This window comes from Niabella pedocola (assembly GCF_021044425.1).
Taxonomy (GTDB): domain Bacteria; phylum Bacteroidota; class Bacteroidia; order Chitinophagales; family Chitinophagaceae; genus Niabella; species Niabella pedocola.
This window is the reverse complement of the sequence record NZ_JAJNEC010000005.1, coordinates 1,339,956-1,354,845: the sequence shown is the minus strand read 5'-3', so window position 1 is coordinate 1,354,845 and position 14,890 is coordinate 1,339,956. Positions and strand designations below refer to the sequence as shown.

14 protein-coding genes and 1 other RNA gene are annotated in these 14,890 nt (G+C 47.7%); 9 read left to right on the top strand and 6 right to left on the bottom strand.

The window, feature by feature from the left end; genetic code table 11:
* Positions 1-21 precede the first annotated feature (21 nt).
* Together rpsP and LQ567_RS13240 are read left to right on the top strand one after the other, a co-directional pair.
* Complete coding sequence (rpsP, locus tag LQ567_RS26175; RefSeq protein WP_090389462.1) at positions 22-477, top strand: 30S ribosomal protein S16; 456 nt, start codon at positions 22-24, stop codon at positions 475-477.
* A gap of 74 nt (positions 478-551) precedes the next feature.
* Positions 552-1,073: a ribosome maturation factor RimM gene (locus LQ567_RS13240; protein ID WP_231004994.1), complete on the top strand. Its 522-nt coding sequence runs from the start codon at positions 552-554 to the stop codon at positions 1,071-1,073.
* Here LQ567_RS13240 and LQ567_RS13235 read toward each other — a convergent pair.
* Entirely contained in the window at positions 1,070-2,806 is a 1,737-nt protein-coding gene (locus LQ567_RS13235; protein WP_231004993.1) for an SGNH/GDSL hydrolase family protein, read from the bottom strand. The two genes, LQ567_RS13240 and LQ567_RS13235, sit on opposite strands and share 4 nt — an antisense overlap.
* Before the next feature lie 135 nt (positions 2,807-2,941).
* Between LQ567_RS13235 and LQ567_RS13230 the strand changes: the two genes are divergently transcribed.
* Complete coding sequence (locus tag LQ567_RS13230; protein ID WP_231004992.1) at positions 2,942-3,409, top strand: DinB family protein; 468 nt, start codon at positions 2,942-2,944, stop codon at positions 3,407-3,409.
* Here the strand turns inward: LQ567_RS13230 and LQ567_RS13225 are convergent.
* Positions 3,406-3,741 carry a hypothetical protein gene (locus LQ567_RS13225; protein ID WP_231004991.1) on the bottom strand — a complete coding sequence of 112 codons (336 nt, stop codon included), beginning with the start codon at positions 3,739-3,741 and terminating at the stop codon, positions 3,406-3,408. The two genes, LQ567_RS13230 and LQ567_RS13225, sit on opposite strands and share 4 nt — an antisense overlap.
* Positions 3,742-3,842: 101 nt before the next feature.
* Between LQ567_RS13225 and dinB the strand changes: the two genes are divergently transcribed.
* From dinB to LQ567_RS13205, 4 genes are all read left to right on the top strand, one after another.
* A complete protein-coding gene (gene dinB / locus LQ567_RS13220; RefSeq protein WP_231004990.1) occupies positions 3,843-5,015 on the top strand; it encodes a DNA polymerase IV in 1,173 nt (390 codons plus the stop codon).
* 52 nt (positions 5,016-5,067) lie between these two features.
* Positions 5,068-5,167, top strand: an RNA gene (ffs, locus tag LQ567_RS13215) — signal recognition particle sRNA small type.
* 128 nt (positions 5,168-5,295) lie between these two features.
* The gene (gene fsa / locus LQ567_RS13210; RefSeq protein WP_231004989.1) at positions 5,296-5,949 is read left to right on the top strand and encodes a fructose-6-phosphate aldolase; all 654 of its coding nucleotides are present in this window, start codon (positions 5,296-5,298) and stop codon (positions 5,947-5,949) included.
* 24 nt (positions 5,950-5,973) lie between these two features.
* The gene (locus tag LQ567_RS13205) at positions 5,974-7,209 is read left to right on the top strand and encodes an ABC transporter permease (RefSeq protein ID WP_231004988.1); all 1,236 of its coding nucleotides are present in this window, start codon (positions 5,974-5,976) and stop codon (positions 7,207-7,209) included.
* Positions 7,210-7,472: 263 nt separating this feature from the next.
* Here LQ567_RS13205 and LQ567_RS13200 read toward each other — a convergent pair whose 3' ends face one another.
* A complete protein-coding gene (locus LQ567_RS13200) occupies positions 7,473-8,210 on the bottom strand; it encodes a TrmH family RNA methyltransferase (RefSeq protein WP_231004987.1) in 738 nt (245 codons plus the stop codon).
* Between the two features lie 111 nt (positions 8,211-8,321).
* Here LQ567_RS13200 and LQ567_RS13195 point away from each other — a divergent pair, with 111 nt between their 5' ends.
* Positions 8,322-10,589 (top strand): BamA/TamA family outer membrane protein, encoded by a 2,268-nt coding sequence (locus LQ567_RS13195; RefSeq protein ID WP_231004986.1) that lies wholly within the window; start codon positions 8,322-8,324, stop codon positions 10,587-10,589.
* A 272-nt stretch (positions 10,590-10,861) separates the two neighbouring features.
* Here the strand turns inward: LQ567_RS13195 and truB are convergent, their stop codons facing one another.
* Entirely contained in the window at positions 10,862-11,551 is a 690-nt protein-coding gene (gene truB / locus LQ567_RS13190; RefSeq protein ID WP_231004985.1) for a tRNA pseudouridine(55) synthase TruB, read from the bottom strand.
* Between the two features lie 89 nt (positions 11,552-11,640).
* Positions 11,641-12,426 (bottom strand): NIPSNAP family protein, encoded by a 786-nt coding sequence (locus LQ567_RS13185; protein ID WP_231004984.1) that lies wholly within the window; start codon positions 12,424-12,426, stop codon positions 11,641-11,643.
* Positions 12,427-12,511: 85 nt separating this feature from the next.
* Between LQ567_RS13185 and mnmE the strand changes: the two genes are divergently transcribed.
* A complete protein-coding gene (mnmE, locus tag LQ567_RS13180) occupies positions 12,512-13,885 on the top strand; it encodes a tRNA uridine-5-carboxymethylaminomethyl(34) synthesis GTPase MnmE (RefSeq protein ID WP_231004983.1) in 1,374 nt (457 codons plus the stop codon).
* Positions 13,886-14,051: 166 nt separating this feature from the next.
* Here mnmE and LQ567_RS13175 read toward each other — a convergent pair whose 3' ends face one another.
* Positions 14,052-14,798, bottom strand: coding sequence for a fibronectin type III domain-containing protein (locus tag LQ567_RS13175; protein ID WP_231004982.1), 747 nt, complete (start codon positions 14,796-14,798; stop codon positions 14,052-14,054).
* Between the last annotated feature and the right edge of the window lie 92 nt (positions 14,799-14,890).

The window sequence follows — 14,890 nt, the reverse complement described above, 5'->3', positions numbered from 1 at the left end:
AGCCTTAAATTTCTATTTAAAATGGCAGCTAAGATTAGATTGCAAAGACATGGGTCAAAGAAGAGACCCTTCTACTTTATCGTAGTAGCGGACGCTAGAAGTCCCCGTGATGGTAAATTCATCCAAAAATTAGGTACGTACAACCCTCTGACTATTCCTGCTACAATTGAACTGGATCGTCAGAAAGCACTGGAATGGCTGAACAAAGGAGCTACTCCTACAGACACAGTGCGTCGTATTTTAAGTTTTAAAGGTGTATTATACCTGAAACACTTATTACGTGGTGTAAAACTGGGACTGTTTGATGAAGCTGCTGCGATGCAGAAATTCACCGCCTGGAGTGCAGAGCATGACGAGCAAATTAAAAAACGTACTGCAAAAGCGATTGAAGAAAGAAAAGCTAAACGCAGAGTGGCCAGCGCTGCTCCGCGCAGAACTGCTGCTCCTGAAGCAAACGCTGAAGGCAACGGAGAATAATAGTAGAAAAATGATTCTTAAAATAAAAAGCGGCTCCGGGCCGCTTTTTATTTATTCGATAACCGGGTATAACAGTGAAACAGGAAGACTATATCAGCATCGGAAAGATTGCGGGTGTTTACGGCCTTAAAGGAGAAGTGATCCTTCAACATGCGTTGGGCGATACCACATTCGAGGGCCTGCAGCAGCTATTTATCAAAGACGCCACAGGAAGCTTCCTGCCCTGGTTTGTGGAAGGCGTGCGCAAAAAAAATGACGAAGAAGCCTATCTGAAACTGGAGGAAGTACACACGCCCGAGGCGGCAAAGCCGCTGCTGCGCAAAGAAGTATGGTTCACCGGGGCCGACTTTAAACGCTATGCCAGCAAAAAAGCACCCATCAGCCTCCTGGGCTACACTGTAAAAGATGGAAAGCAGGTGCTGGGAGTCATCCAGGAAATTATCGAGCAGCCGCACCAGGTGCTTTGCCGGCTTACGGTGCGGGGAAAAGAAGTGCTGATTCCACTGCATGCGGAAAGCCTGAAAAAGGTAGACCATCAATACCGGAATATCACCGTTAAACTACCGGACGGGCTGCTGGAGATCTATCTCGGTTAAAAACCGGCAACCGCTTTTGCAAGCCGTGCATAACCTTCTTCATTGGGATGCAGGCCATCCGTAAATAAGGTTTCATTAATCTTTCCCGAGGGTAGCAGCAGCTGTTTCCCGGGGTCGGCAAAGATGAACCGGCCTTTTTGGGCAACGGCCTGTAACTGTTTATTCAGGGATGCGATCCTGGCTTCCGTATTTCTTCTTGGAAAAATGCCCACCAGTTTTATGTTTGCCTTTGGCTGCCGCTGCCGGATCTGCTGCAGCAAAAAATCCAGTCCCCGCACAATATCCGCATCCGTATTGCCCCCGATATTATTGGTGCCAATCATCAGCACAATATTTTTTGCGGTATACCCGTCCAGTTCCCCATGATACACCCGCCATAGCACATTCTCTATACGGTCCCAGCCAAAACCCATATTCCGGAAGCCGCTGAGGTACTGATTCCAGCTTTTTTCACCCCTTACAACATGTGCCCTGGGTTCACCGGCCCAGTAATGGGTAATGGAGTTACCGATGATGACCTGTGCCGGCGGCTGATCCTGGTTGAACTGCAGCTCCTGCGCATGTCTTTTTTTCCATTCGTATCCACCGGCTTCCCTGCGCTGGCTTACCGGTCTGGTGGTTCCGGTTTTTCCTTGCGGCATGTTCAGCAGGGTACGCAGCACCGGTTCGTAAGCATCTGCATAAGCCTGCATGCCCAGGTCGTTGGGATGCACATAGTCTACGGTGCCATCCACCGGAAACCGGATGGAATCCCTTGTAAGATAGTACAGATCCCTGACCCCCTGCTTTTTCAGTTCGGTGTAGGCCTTCCACTGTGTGGCATTCAGCCGCTGCCATACTGCCGCCCGCGTAGAATCGGTTTGGTCGTTAAAATACCCGATATGATCCGTCAGTAAGATGGGAGCTTTATGATTTTTACGGATGGTTTTTACGCCGTAAAGCACCCGGTAATATACTTCTTCCTGTGAAAGGGCTCCCATATTGGGCAGACAGTCGAAAACATAGGCGGCAGCCTCCTGTTCATTGATCAGGTCTACCACGGCTTTTTCAAACGGGCCATTCCCGGAAAATGCAAGATTGACCACCGGGTAATCGAGCTTGCGTGACAGAATATTCGTCCAGCCCATCGCCGGCCGGGATGCACAACCGCCCTGGGCAATGGAGGTTCCGTAAACGATCACGGGTTTTTCCTTTAATACGGGAATGAACTCGAAGTAAGCCTCTTCGGGTACCCCGATTTCCATCCATTTTATGCTGTTATAAAGCGGCAGGAACAGCCGGTATTCAAATCCTTTTTTATGATAACGGCTGGGAAACAGATGCTGATACTGGTAACGGATCGTGTCCGAAAAGTCGTAGGACCCCCAGGCCCGTTTCCAGTTGCCGTCTTCGTCAATGGCATAGAGGTCTACACCCGAAACGCCCGTAGCAGGCATATGGTTCATGGCAAAGGGACCGGTTACGCTGTAACGGATTGTGATTTCAGGCGCATTGGTATAAAAATGAATGCTGAGGCCTGCGGCATTTTTTGAAAGGTTCCACACGGCCTTACGTACCACCTGCCCGGCCCGTTCCGGTAAGCGGGTAAAAGACCTGCCGATCTCATCCGTCCAGCCCTGGTTCTGGATTACGGCTGTTTCCGCTTTCAGCGGGTTGAACCAACGGGTTTGGGCCTGAAGGCCGGTAATAGAAAGAAGCAACAAAAACGCAACCGTCAATTGTATCTGTTTCATGTATGAAAATGGATTATATGCAGTAATGATCATGCTTATTCGGGGCAGCATCGGTGATAAAGATAAACCCGGCCGGCGAAACTAAAAAGTTTGACTACCTTGTAGCTGTTTTAAGGGCCCTTTAAAATAAACACTATGAAGAAAACAGCGCTGATCGCACAGCATTTGACCGATGTACATTTGGGAAACAACTGGACCAGTGTAGCCATTGCCGACACCATCCGCGATAGTAACTGGGAGGAAGCATTTGCCCCCGTGCCTTTTTCACCCAATACCATCGCCTCGTTACTGAACCATATTGCGTACTGGAACGGGATCGTAGCCCAACGGGGCAGGGGAATAACACCGGAAATAGCCGGGCACAACGGGTTTGCGATAAACGAAGCGTCGCCGGAACACTGGGAGGCATTGAAGAACGGGTTGTTCCGGTCGGCCGAAGAACTGGCGGAAGTGATCCGCAGGTTTGATGAGGATAAACTGGAAGCACTCATATTACCCGGGCATTCCAGCGCCTATAAAAACTTTCAGGGGCAGGTGGAGCATGCGCATTATCACCTGGGCCAGGTTGTGATGATCAAAAAATACCTCCGGTCAGCCGGTTAAAGATCCCTGCAGGTTGCCAGGATTTTTATGTCCGTTACTGCTTTCCAATCCGCAACGTGCACGGTATCGCCCTTGCAGGTAAAACCGTATGCTGGTGGCGCCATACTGCAGGCGGTACAGCTGATACTGGTATAATACAGCACCGTACCACTGTACATGCCTTTTCCAAGATAATGGTTGAATTCCGGACTGCAGCTGGACATTGGCATCCACGCTTTACGGGCTTTGGCGATCCAGTACGCGTCGCAGTTTTGGGTGCTGCTCTTGTGGCAGGCGGATAACAGGCTAAAAGCCGTTGTGGTACAGACCAGCAAATAGAACCAGGATCTCATATGACATCATTTAAGATATATAACGCAAAGAAAACAGGCCTTGCAACAGCACGGTAAATAAAATGTATGTGTAGTGGCATCTGGTTTTTAACTTTGAGGAAGTGACAGACCAGAAATCGTATATCGTTCATTTTGACCTGGACTCATTTTTTGTGGCGGTGGAGATCCTGCAGAATCCGGCATTGAAGGGGCAGGCGGTAATTGTTGGCGGCTCGGCCAACCGGGGTGTGGTATCTACCTGCAGTTATGAGGCCCGCAAATACGGCGTGCATTCTGCAATGCCCATGCAGCGGGCTATGCGGCTTTGTCCGCATGCCGTGGTACTGCGGGGCAACCATGAAAAATACGGGTACTATTCAAATCTGGTTACGGAGATCATCGCATCAAAAGTACCCCTTTATCAGAAGGCATCCATCGATGAATTTTATTGTGATCTTACGGGTATGGACCGGTTCTTTGGCGTAAGCCAGTATACACGCCAGTTGCGGGAATACATTATTAAGGAAACCAACCTGCCCATTTCCTGTGGATTGTCGTCTGCGAAGTTTATCAGCAAAATGGCCACCAACGAAGCCAAACCCAATGGCTTTTTAGAGATTCCGCATGGAAAGGAAAAGGCATTTTTGTGGCCGCTGGGCATTGAGAAGATCAATGGCGTAGGCAAACAAACAGCGTTGCGGCTCCGGAAACTGGGGTTGCACACCATTAAAGACATTGCGCTTACACCCAAAGATCTCCTCATAAGCCAATTGGGTAAATGGGGTGAAGACCTTTGGCTTAAATCACAGGGTATGGGCAGCGGGGAAGTAGAAGGCCGCTGGGATCAGAAAAGTATGAGCCATGAAACCACCTTTCATGAAAATCAAACGGACGTGGCATTCCTGCATAAAAAACTGATCGCGCTTACAGAACGGAATGCCTACGACCTGCGGCAGGATAATAAATTAACAGGTTGTATTACTGTAAAGATCCGGTACAGCGATTTTGAAACCACCAACAGGCAGGAGTCGATGGCGTACACCGCCCTTGACGACGAACTGATTGAAAAAGCAAAAGCGATCTTTGATAAGTTTTACCAGAAAGGCCGTCCCGTGCGTCTTATCGGCGTGCGTTTCAGCCAGTTGGCGGATGATGGCATGCAGATGGATTTGTTCAACCGCCAGGATGAAAAACTTAACTTATACAAAGCAGTAGATGCAATCAAGAACCGGTTTGGAAAAGAAGCTGTTTCCAAGGCCGTTACCCGGAAGGCTCCGTCTGCAGATAAAAAATGATTTTATTCCGGGGATTCTTTTCCTTTTAACAGCTTTACCCTATATTTGCGCCCGGCAGGTCTCATACGGCCAGCTCCTACTGAATCTCCCCAGGGTCGGAAGACAGCAAGGATAGGTGGTTGTAGCGGCGCGATGTGAGTAGCCTGCCTTTTTTTTCTCTCTCTAATTTACCTAATTTTACAACTGGTTTTTAAATTTGATTTCAATGGTACGATTGAGATCATGCAGCCCTTACGGAATAGCAAGGAGTATTTATTTTTTAATATAAAATCAGTTTGCAATGAAGTTTTTTATTGATACAGCCAATCTGGACCAGATCAAAGAAGCCAATGAACTGGGGATCCTGGATGGAGTAACCACCAATCCCTCTCTGATGGCAAAGGAAGGAATCAAAGGACATGATGCGGTCATGAAGCATTATAAGGACATCTGCGAAATGGTAGATGGCGACATTAGTGCGGAAGTAGTAAGCACCGAATTCAACGATATCATAGAAGAAGGAAAAAAGCTGGCAGCCATTCATCCGAATATTGTGGTAAAAGTGCCCATGATCAAAGATGGCGTAAAAGCAATCAAATGGTTTACAGACAACGGTATTAAAACCAACTGTACGCTGGTATTCAATGCCGGGCAGGCTATTTTATGTGCCAAGGCCGGAGCAAAATATGTATCCCCGTTTGTAGGCCGCATTGATGATACCGGTTGGGACGGCGTACAGCTGGTAGAGCAGATCGTACACATTTATAATATTCAGGGGCTGAAGACCCAGGTGTTGGCGGCTTCTATGCGTAACTCCAATCATATTGTACGTTGTGCAGAAGTAGGTGCCCATGTGGTAACCAGTCCGCTGGATGCCATCCTCGGATTGCTGAAACACCCGCTTACCGACAGCGGATTGGCGAAATTTTTAGATGATGCAAAGAAGCTTCAATAAATTCGCGAAAAATAATATTCGCAATTGAATACAGCTTCCTTTATTGCACACCGGATTGCCTTTAATAAACAGCGTTCTTTTTCACGGTTTATTATCCGGCTGTCCATTGTGGCTACCGCGATCAGTGTGGCAGTAATGATCATTACCCTGGCATTTGCCAATGGTTTCCAGCAAAAAGTAAGCGAAAAAGTATTTAGTTTTTGGGGCCATATCCGTATCCAGGAGATGGCCCCTTATCAATATGTGGTATCGGAAGAAATACCCATCAATGCCAACCCTGCGCTTGTTGCCCAGATAAGGAAGAACCCGCAGGTGAGCACCATACAACCCTTTGCCACCCGCTATGCGATCATAAAAACCAGGGACGACCTGGAAGGAGTATTGGTGAAGGGAGTCGACAGTACGTATAACTTTGGCAACCTGCAATCCTTTATGCAACGCGGCCGTCCTCCGCGGTTTGTAGATACTACTTATGCCCGGGAGATCATGATATCGGAATATACGGCCCGGCAAATGAAGCTGGACACCGGCAGCCGGGTACTGATCTATTTTATCCGTCCGGATAATTCGCTGCGGCCAGACCGGCTGACGATTACGGGCATCTATAAAACCGGGATCGAAGAATACGATAAAACATTTGCCATTGGTGATATTAAACTGATCCGCCGGCTCAATGACTGGGAACCGGACCAGATCGGCGGTTATGAGATCTTTTTAAAGGACTACAAAAAGATCGGTGCGGTATCCGATCAGCTAACCGCCCTGCCGCAGATGCCGGAAGAATGGGATGCCCAGGATATCAAGAACTTTGCACCCAATATTTTCGACTGGCTGAACATGCAGGATGTAACCCGGAACCTGCTCATCGCAATCATGATCGTTGTGGCGGTGATTAACCTGGTAACCTGCCTCATCATCCTGGTACTGGAACGGATGCGTATGATCGGCGTATTAAAGGCGGTGGGTGCTACCGACTGGACGGTTCAAAAGATCTTCCTGCAGCATAGCTTATTGATTACACTCACCGGTATTATTGCCGGGGCGGCCGGGGCCCTGGGCTTATTGTATATGCAGGTAAAGACCGGTTTTATCAAACTGGATGAAACCGCGTATTATCTCAGCCAGGCAGCCGTTAAAATTTCTTTGTGGGAAGTGCTGGCCATCTGTTCCGGAACCTTCCTCGTATGCCTGCTGGTGCTGATGATTCCCACTTATATTGTTAAAAAAGTGCAGGTGGTAAAAGCCATCCATTTCAGGTAGGAGCCGTCAGTCATCAGCTTTTAACTTTCATCAGCTGGATCGAGTATCTCTGATCGCTCAATGCTGAATGCTGGAATCCATGTCGTTTACCAAGCTTTTTTATAATTGCTGCAGATACACTCATGGCACCTGCTGCGCTTTTACTGTGATATGTTGAGTACTATCAAAGCCGGTATGATCTGCGCATCTGCGGCCTGAATGAAACGTCATTGATTCTCGATTCTGAAATCTGAAATCTGAAGTCTGAAGTCTAAAGCTGCCCGCTATTTCAGATGTGCTAACAAAATTCCCGTTGCTACCGCCGCATTCAATGATTCTGCAGCCCCGATCCGTTCTATGGTGATCTTATGCGTAAGATGGGTGGCCACATCGGGCCGAATGCCTTTTGATTCGTTACCGATAATCAAAATGCCACTGGCGGCTTCCTGTTTTTTATCCAGGGGCTGTCCGTTTAACACGGCTCCGTAAACCGCCACATCTTGTTGGCCCGCCAGCCAGCCGGGCAGGTCGGTATACGCTACGGGTATGCGGAAGAGGCTGCCCATGGTAGCCTGCACCACCTTACTATTATAAACATCGGCACAGTCCGTGCTGCACACAATACCCGGCACACCAAACCAGTCTGCCGTACGGATGATGGTACCCAGGTTCCCCGGATCCTGTATGCCGTCCAGTGCCAGCACCAGTGCAGACCTGTGCTGCCACCCGGTGTGATCCGTGTTATTTTTCTCAATAAGTGCTACTGTTTCGTTTGGTGTTTTAAGCTGAGAAAGCTTCTCCAGTTCAAAAGGGGCAACCGCTATCATTTCCACTTCCGGGTGCAGGGGCTGGTACTGCTGTACCCATTCCGTCAGTCCCCATACTTTTTTAACAGTGATGCCCGGTGTATTCAGCGCCTCATCCACTATTTTTGGACCCTCAGCCAGGTAACAGTTTTCTGTATCCCTGAATTTTTTTTGGAACAAACTTTGAATATATTTGATTTCAGATTTACTAAGCATCTTATTGAACATTTAAACCATATAATCCTGGTAAAATCATTCAAAAATACATTTCTTCCCTTTGCCTGCGTTTTTACGTTGCTGTTTTTATCTTCCTGCAACGTTTTTACCGTGGTAAAAAAATACCCGGGGGATGTACCCTTTGTTTTTGAAACCGGGGTGAAAGTGGAAAACGCAACGAGCAAAGAAGAGAAAGAACGGCTGGAAGCGGGCCTTAATGAACAGCTGGACGATAGCATCCAGTCGCGGAAAGTTGATAAAGTGTTATGGGCCGTGATCAAAAATCCGTCCCGGCTGGATACCAGCCAGATCAGTAAATCGATCCAGAATATGCACTACTACCTCAACGCACAGGGGTATTTCCAGGATTCGATCGGGTATGCCGTTGATATAAAAAAGGTAGAACAACAGCAACGGGCCTTCATCCAGTTTTTGGTATGGCCCAAACAGGTTACGAAGATCGATTCGCTGGCCTATGTACTTCAAAATGATAGCCTGCAGAAGGTAACGGAAGACAACCGGAGGAATGCATTTATAAAAAAAGGCGATCCCTTCGCTCAGGCACCGATTTCAGCAGAAATGGACCGGCTGGTGGAGCTTTACCGTAATAACGGGTACCTCCGGTTTTCGCGCGGCCTTCTTTTTGGGTTATGGGACACCCTGGATATGGCGTTGCTGCAGCCGTCCCTCGATCCGCTGGACCAGGCATTACAATTGGAGCGGCTTAAAAACAAACGGCTGAATCCTACCGCCAACCTGGAGATCCGCACCAGGCCGATCGAAGACAGCATTGCGATCCGGAAATATTTTGTGGGAAATTTTGTCGTATATCCCAACAGCAGCGATACCTCCGGCGGCAACAGGAACGAGGCCGTACTGAATAATGTAACCGTCATCCAGAATGGAAAAGCGTTCAAGCCTAAAATATTTCCGCCCAATATCTATCTTAAAAAAGGCGATCCCTACGATCAGCGCCGCTATATACGAACGCTGAACCGCTTTAATAATATCGGTTCCTGGCGGATGGTAGATATTGCGCAGTTACCGCGGGATAACCAGGATACGGTGGATTTTGCCATTAAACTGCTACCGGCGAAAAAATACAATTTCACCACGAATATTGAAGGAAGTTTCAGTCAGAGTGTGCTATCCGGGAACTTTGTAGGCCTCGGTTTCAGCCTGGGATTGCAAAACCGCAACTTTGCCCGGGCCGCCAACCTGATGAGCACGAACGTAAATTACCTGGTGGAACTCGGGCAGTTAACCGCGGGCGATATCATCCAGACGCAGCAATTCAGTGCTACAAACACGATCTCCTACCCCCGGTTTATTTTTCCGGGCATGAAAGGGTTTAAGGAAAACTTCCGCGGAAATTTCCGCTCCCTGTTCACCCTGAGTGCGGCCAGTACGGAGCGGCGCTATTTGTTCAACCTGACCTCCTTCAGCAGTGCCTGGGGATATGAGTTTGGCTGGCGGGGCAGAGATTACAGCCGCAATAACCGGACCTTTAACCTTTCGGTGAAGATCCCCAACATCGAATACTCTTACCTCATCCGGCGCGACAGCCTGGATAAAATGATCGCCAAGAATCCCTCGATTAAAAATTTATTTTCCGACGGGTTGGTTACTTCGTCGATTGTAAAGTTTATTATGCCCTGGGGCAGTATTAACGGGCATAATAACAATGTGATCCGTGCAAATTTCGAGGAATCCGGCTTGTTAACCGGCATGATCCGGAATCCGCTTTTTGATAAGCATCTCTACCGGTTTATAAAACTGGATGTAGAATATGCGAAGCTGTATAAATGGACAAAGACATCGCTGGTACTACGGGGTTTTGCAGGGGCGGGGTACGAACTGGAATCCACGGCGAACCCGGATAAACGCGCGCAAATGCCCTTCTTTAAACAGTATTACAGCGGAGGGCCAAACAGTATGCGTGCCTGGCAGCTGCGACGGCTGGGCCCTGGCTCTGCTGTTAAGAACTTTGAGGGAGACTATAGTTTCCCCGATCGTTTTGGAGATATGCAGCTGGAGGGAAACATTGAATACCGGATACCCCTGTTCAAAATGGGGGGTATTCCCATAAACGGAGCCGTATTTACGGATGTGGGAAATGTGTGGCTGCTGAAAAAGGACGCCGGCCAACCGGATGAGATTTTTAAACTGGGCCGCCTGGGTACCGATCTGGCCATTGGTTCCGGTGCGGGAGTACGGGTAGACCTGGGCTTTTTCGTAATCCGCCTGGATTATGCCTATAAGGTAAAAGATCCCAGTCCGTCCCCTGATAATGCTGCTCTCCGGAATAAGCTTTTTGCCTATCCGTTTATAAAAGGAAGTCAGCTGCAGATTGGTATTGGTTATCCGTTTATCTTCTAGCCATTAGTTTTCAGTTGCGGAATCGAGAATTGAGCTTCAATGTCGTTTCATAAGGCCGCAGATGCGCAGATCTGGTACATGCTTTAATAGTACTCAACAATATCGTAGCGAAAGCGCTGCAGGAGCAATCAGCATATCTGCGGCAATAATAAAAAAAACGTATTAAGTAAGCGACATTGAATGGAGAATTCAGAATTAGGTATCGTGGCCAGCATCAGATCCGGAGACGTGTGATAAATGTAGGGTATTAAGCAGGGATAAATGGGGAAACCCTACTCTTCCTTCATTCCATCCGTAAATGCCTCTATAGTAAGCGCGTCGTCTACTGAAAAATCCCCGATGCGGGTACGGCGCAAGCTGCTGAGATAGGCCCCGCAGCCCAGTGCCTGTCCAAAATCGTGGGCCAGGCTCCGGATATAAGTACCCGTGGAGCAAACCACCTTAAACGAAATTTCCGGCAGGCGGGTCGCATCTATTTCAAAGCTGGAAATGGTTACCGGGCGGGGATCCAGCTTTACATCGATACCCTTTCTTGCCAGCTCGTAAACCCGTTTCCCGTCTTTTTTGATAGCGGAATGAGCCGGGGGCACCTGTAAAATATCGCCGGTGAATTGATGGGTGGCCGCCTCCATATCAAAAATGGTAAGCTGATCATAGGGTTTGAAATCCGTTGGTTCGCTTTCAAGGTCATAAGTAGGGGTTACGGCCCCGATCGTGAACGTACCGGTATATTCCTTTTCCTTTGCCATATAGGCATTGATCTGCTTGGTGAATTTTCCGGTACAGATAATGAGCAAGCCGCTGGCCAACGGATCCAGTGTACCCGCATGTCCCACTTTTTTGATGCGGACCAGGTTGCGCACTTTCCGTACCGCATCAAAGGAAGTCCATTCAAGCGGCTTGTCGATCAGCAACACAGCTCCTTCAGCAAAATCAATATGCTTTAAATCTTCTTTTTTCATCTGCGGCGAAAATAAGTAGTTCTGGTATTTTAAAATTGTATTTCCGGAACCCTGCTAAAACAGCGGTGTATGCGGAAACATTGCTCAGGTCAAAGATCGGAATAAGGAGTGGCTTTCAGAAAAGTAACATCAATATGGGATACGTTCTCTTTGTACTCCATCTGTGCATTGAGTTGTTTCCAGGTGCTATCCTTCCCGAAATTTTTCCAGTTCTGGCTACGGGCCTCCATATTGGCATGCGTAGTAAGATACATCAGATTGGGCATGCGTTTGCCGGCCAGTACTTCGCCGTAAAAGACGGCGTTGAAGCCCAGGCGCTTAAAGATCCCGATTTCGCCCCCCTCGTTAAACATCTTTACTTTACTGCGGAACCGTTTTTCAGAACTGCTTTCATAGCTGCGCAATTCATAGATCCGTTGTTCTTTCGGACCTTCCAACTGCGGTACCTGCAATGCCGGTGCCATGGAAAAGGATTTTAAAAAAGTGGTTTCGATGCGGTTATAGATACCGGCTTTATTGGCACTGTTATGATAGCCGGTCGCCGCCTGCAGGTAACTGCGGTCGCTTTGCAGATGTGCATCAAGCTGTGTCCATTGCTGCAGCTCACGGAAGGGAACCAGTACATAAATTTTTTTCTCTGTAGCTGTGTCATTTTCCAGAGCCTTAAACACACCGATCTGTTGCAACTTCAGCCGGTGCAGTGCCGGCACCAGCGCCTGCTGCAGATAGTCGTCCAATTGTTGTTCCTGTTGTGCCGTAGTATAATAAAATACCTGCAGCTGGTAATATGCTCGTGGCGTTTTAGAAGCCTGGGCCGCCGGCCGGCCGGCGATTAACACAAACAGGAGCAGCAGAAAAGCAAACACAGATCTCATGGCGTAAAATTGAAAAGCGCAAAGTTAGCAGATGCGGTTGGTTTTCGCTTCTTTTCATCTGCGGCCGATTGCGTACTTTTGAAAAATGAATGTGCTTTCTGGTTTTGATGATACAATTGCGGCGATTGCAACGCCTCCCGGAATAGGTGCCATAGGTGTGATACGGCTCAGTGGTAAAACCGCCATCCCGGTGGCAGATGCGATCTTTAAAGGCAAAAAACTGGAAGCACAGCCATCACATACCGTGCATTTTGGACATATCATTGCTCCGGAGGATGGAAGTCTGATTGATGAGGTGGTTGTAACACTATTCAAAAGTCCCAAAAGTTACACGGGTGAAGATGTGGTAGAAATCAGCGGGCATGGATCTTCATACATCTTGCAAAGGATACTGGAAGCGGCCATCACTGCCGGTGCAAGGCTGGCAAAGGCCGGTGAGTATACACAGCGCGCTTTTTTAAACGGGAAGCTGGATCTAACGCAAGCGGAGGCTGTGGCAGACCTGATCGCTGCCGATAGCCAGGCACAGCAGCAGGCCGCATTGCAGCAACTGCGCGGCGGGTTTTCAGGCGACCTGGAAAAATTGCGGGAACAACTGATCAACTTTGCAGCACTCATTGAACTGGAACTGGATTTTAGCGATGAGGATGTGGAGTTTGCCGACCGGGAACAATTCCGCATATTGATCTCCAACCTCAAATCTCAGATCTCGAATCTCCTACATTCTTTCCGGCTGGGTAATGTGATCAAAAACGGGGTAAGTGTAGCCATTATTGGAAAACCCAATGCCGGGAAAAGCACGCTGCTCAATGCACTGCTGAATGAAGAGCGGGCCATTGTAAGCGATATTGCAGGCACCACCCGGGATACCATTGAAGAAACGCTTAATATTAACGGTGTGTTGTTCCGGCTTATTGATACGGCTGGCATCCGGGAACATACCGCGGACCAGATCGAAAGCATTGGCATCGAGCGCAGCCGCAAAAACGCCGAAAAGGCAAGCCTGATCCTGCACCTGGTAGATGTAACCGACCCGGATACATCCGTGATTGAATGGCTCAAACCATTTGCCGGTAAAACGATCGATGTGTTGAATAAGACGGACCAGGTGTCCGGTTCCAAATCTCAAATCTCAAATCGCAAATCGCAGATTTCCATCAGCGCAAAAAAAAACACCGGTATCGAAGCGTTAAAGCAGCTCATGTATGAGCGCGCCGTGGGAGAAACCATCCACACAGAAAACACGATTGTAACCAATGCCCGTCATTTTGATGCCCTTTCCAGAATGATGGAGAGCCTGGAGGCCATTGAGGCCGGTATGCGTGCGGGTTTAACCGGTGACCTGCTTTCTATAGACATCCGCCGAACCCTGCATTATCTTGGAGAAATCACAGGCCAGGTAGAAGTAGACCGGGATATCCTGGGAACGATATTTGGAAAATTCTGTATTGGGAAGTAGGCGTATTCACGAGAGGAATGATGCTATGGTGGCGAGAATTTCCCATCGGGACGGTCTTCTTTTTCCACCAAAGTTTTCTTCATGCTAACCGTTATTCCGGATATTCTTATCGGAGAAAGAGCGCCAAATAATGGCTATCTTCTTACCCGATTAGTTAAAAGAAGTATTACAATACAATAGTCATGCAATAAAATGTTTTCTGAAAATCACCTTCACGCGGAGGATCATTAAGATTGCATAACGCGGCTACCTGAAATTCATAATTCGTACCTGCTTCTAATCCTGTAATTCTGTAATATCCTGGTGTTGAATTAGGGGCATATAAATCTGGCGTAACATGTTGCCAGCTGTCGGTACTTTGAGCTATCCTGTAACGTATATAAAGCCAAGCAGGTTGTTTGTACTGATAAAATGGGTCTGAGGGATTGTTTGAGCCGGGCGGCGTAATCCAGGTAAACTCAACAGCATTGTCTATTATATTTTGATCATTGAAAATTAAATCTGGAACGGGGAAATTGCAATTTGATGTTGGACTATTGATTGGTTGTGCGTTTGTTGTTATACTAACACATTGCTCATCTCCTACCTCCATGCCCGAAAGCGTTTTTTCTTTAACACAAAACTGATAGCTTGAGTTAGAGCTGGTATTAAATTGTACATAAGGTAAGCTAGCAGTTTTTTTGACAGACTGACCAGGGCCATTTGCTGTTACTGTCCAATAGTTACCTGGGGATCCGCTTGAGCTCCAAGTCACAGTAACTGTCTTTCCATCAGCATTAGAGGTGGCAGATACCATCGTTATCGACCTGGCGGTTGTTTTGCTTTTGGGCAGTTGATTATCTGCCTCTAAGGAGCTTTTACCACAACTAGCAACTCCAAGGAATAATATTATTTGTAAGATATTTATTTTCATATGCTATATTTCATGGTTGCTTAATTGCTCCTAAAAATAATGAAAGGAACTGATGTATAAAAAATAAATAGTATTTATTTTTTATACATCAG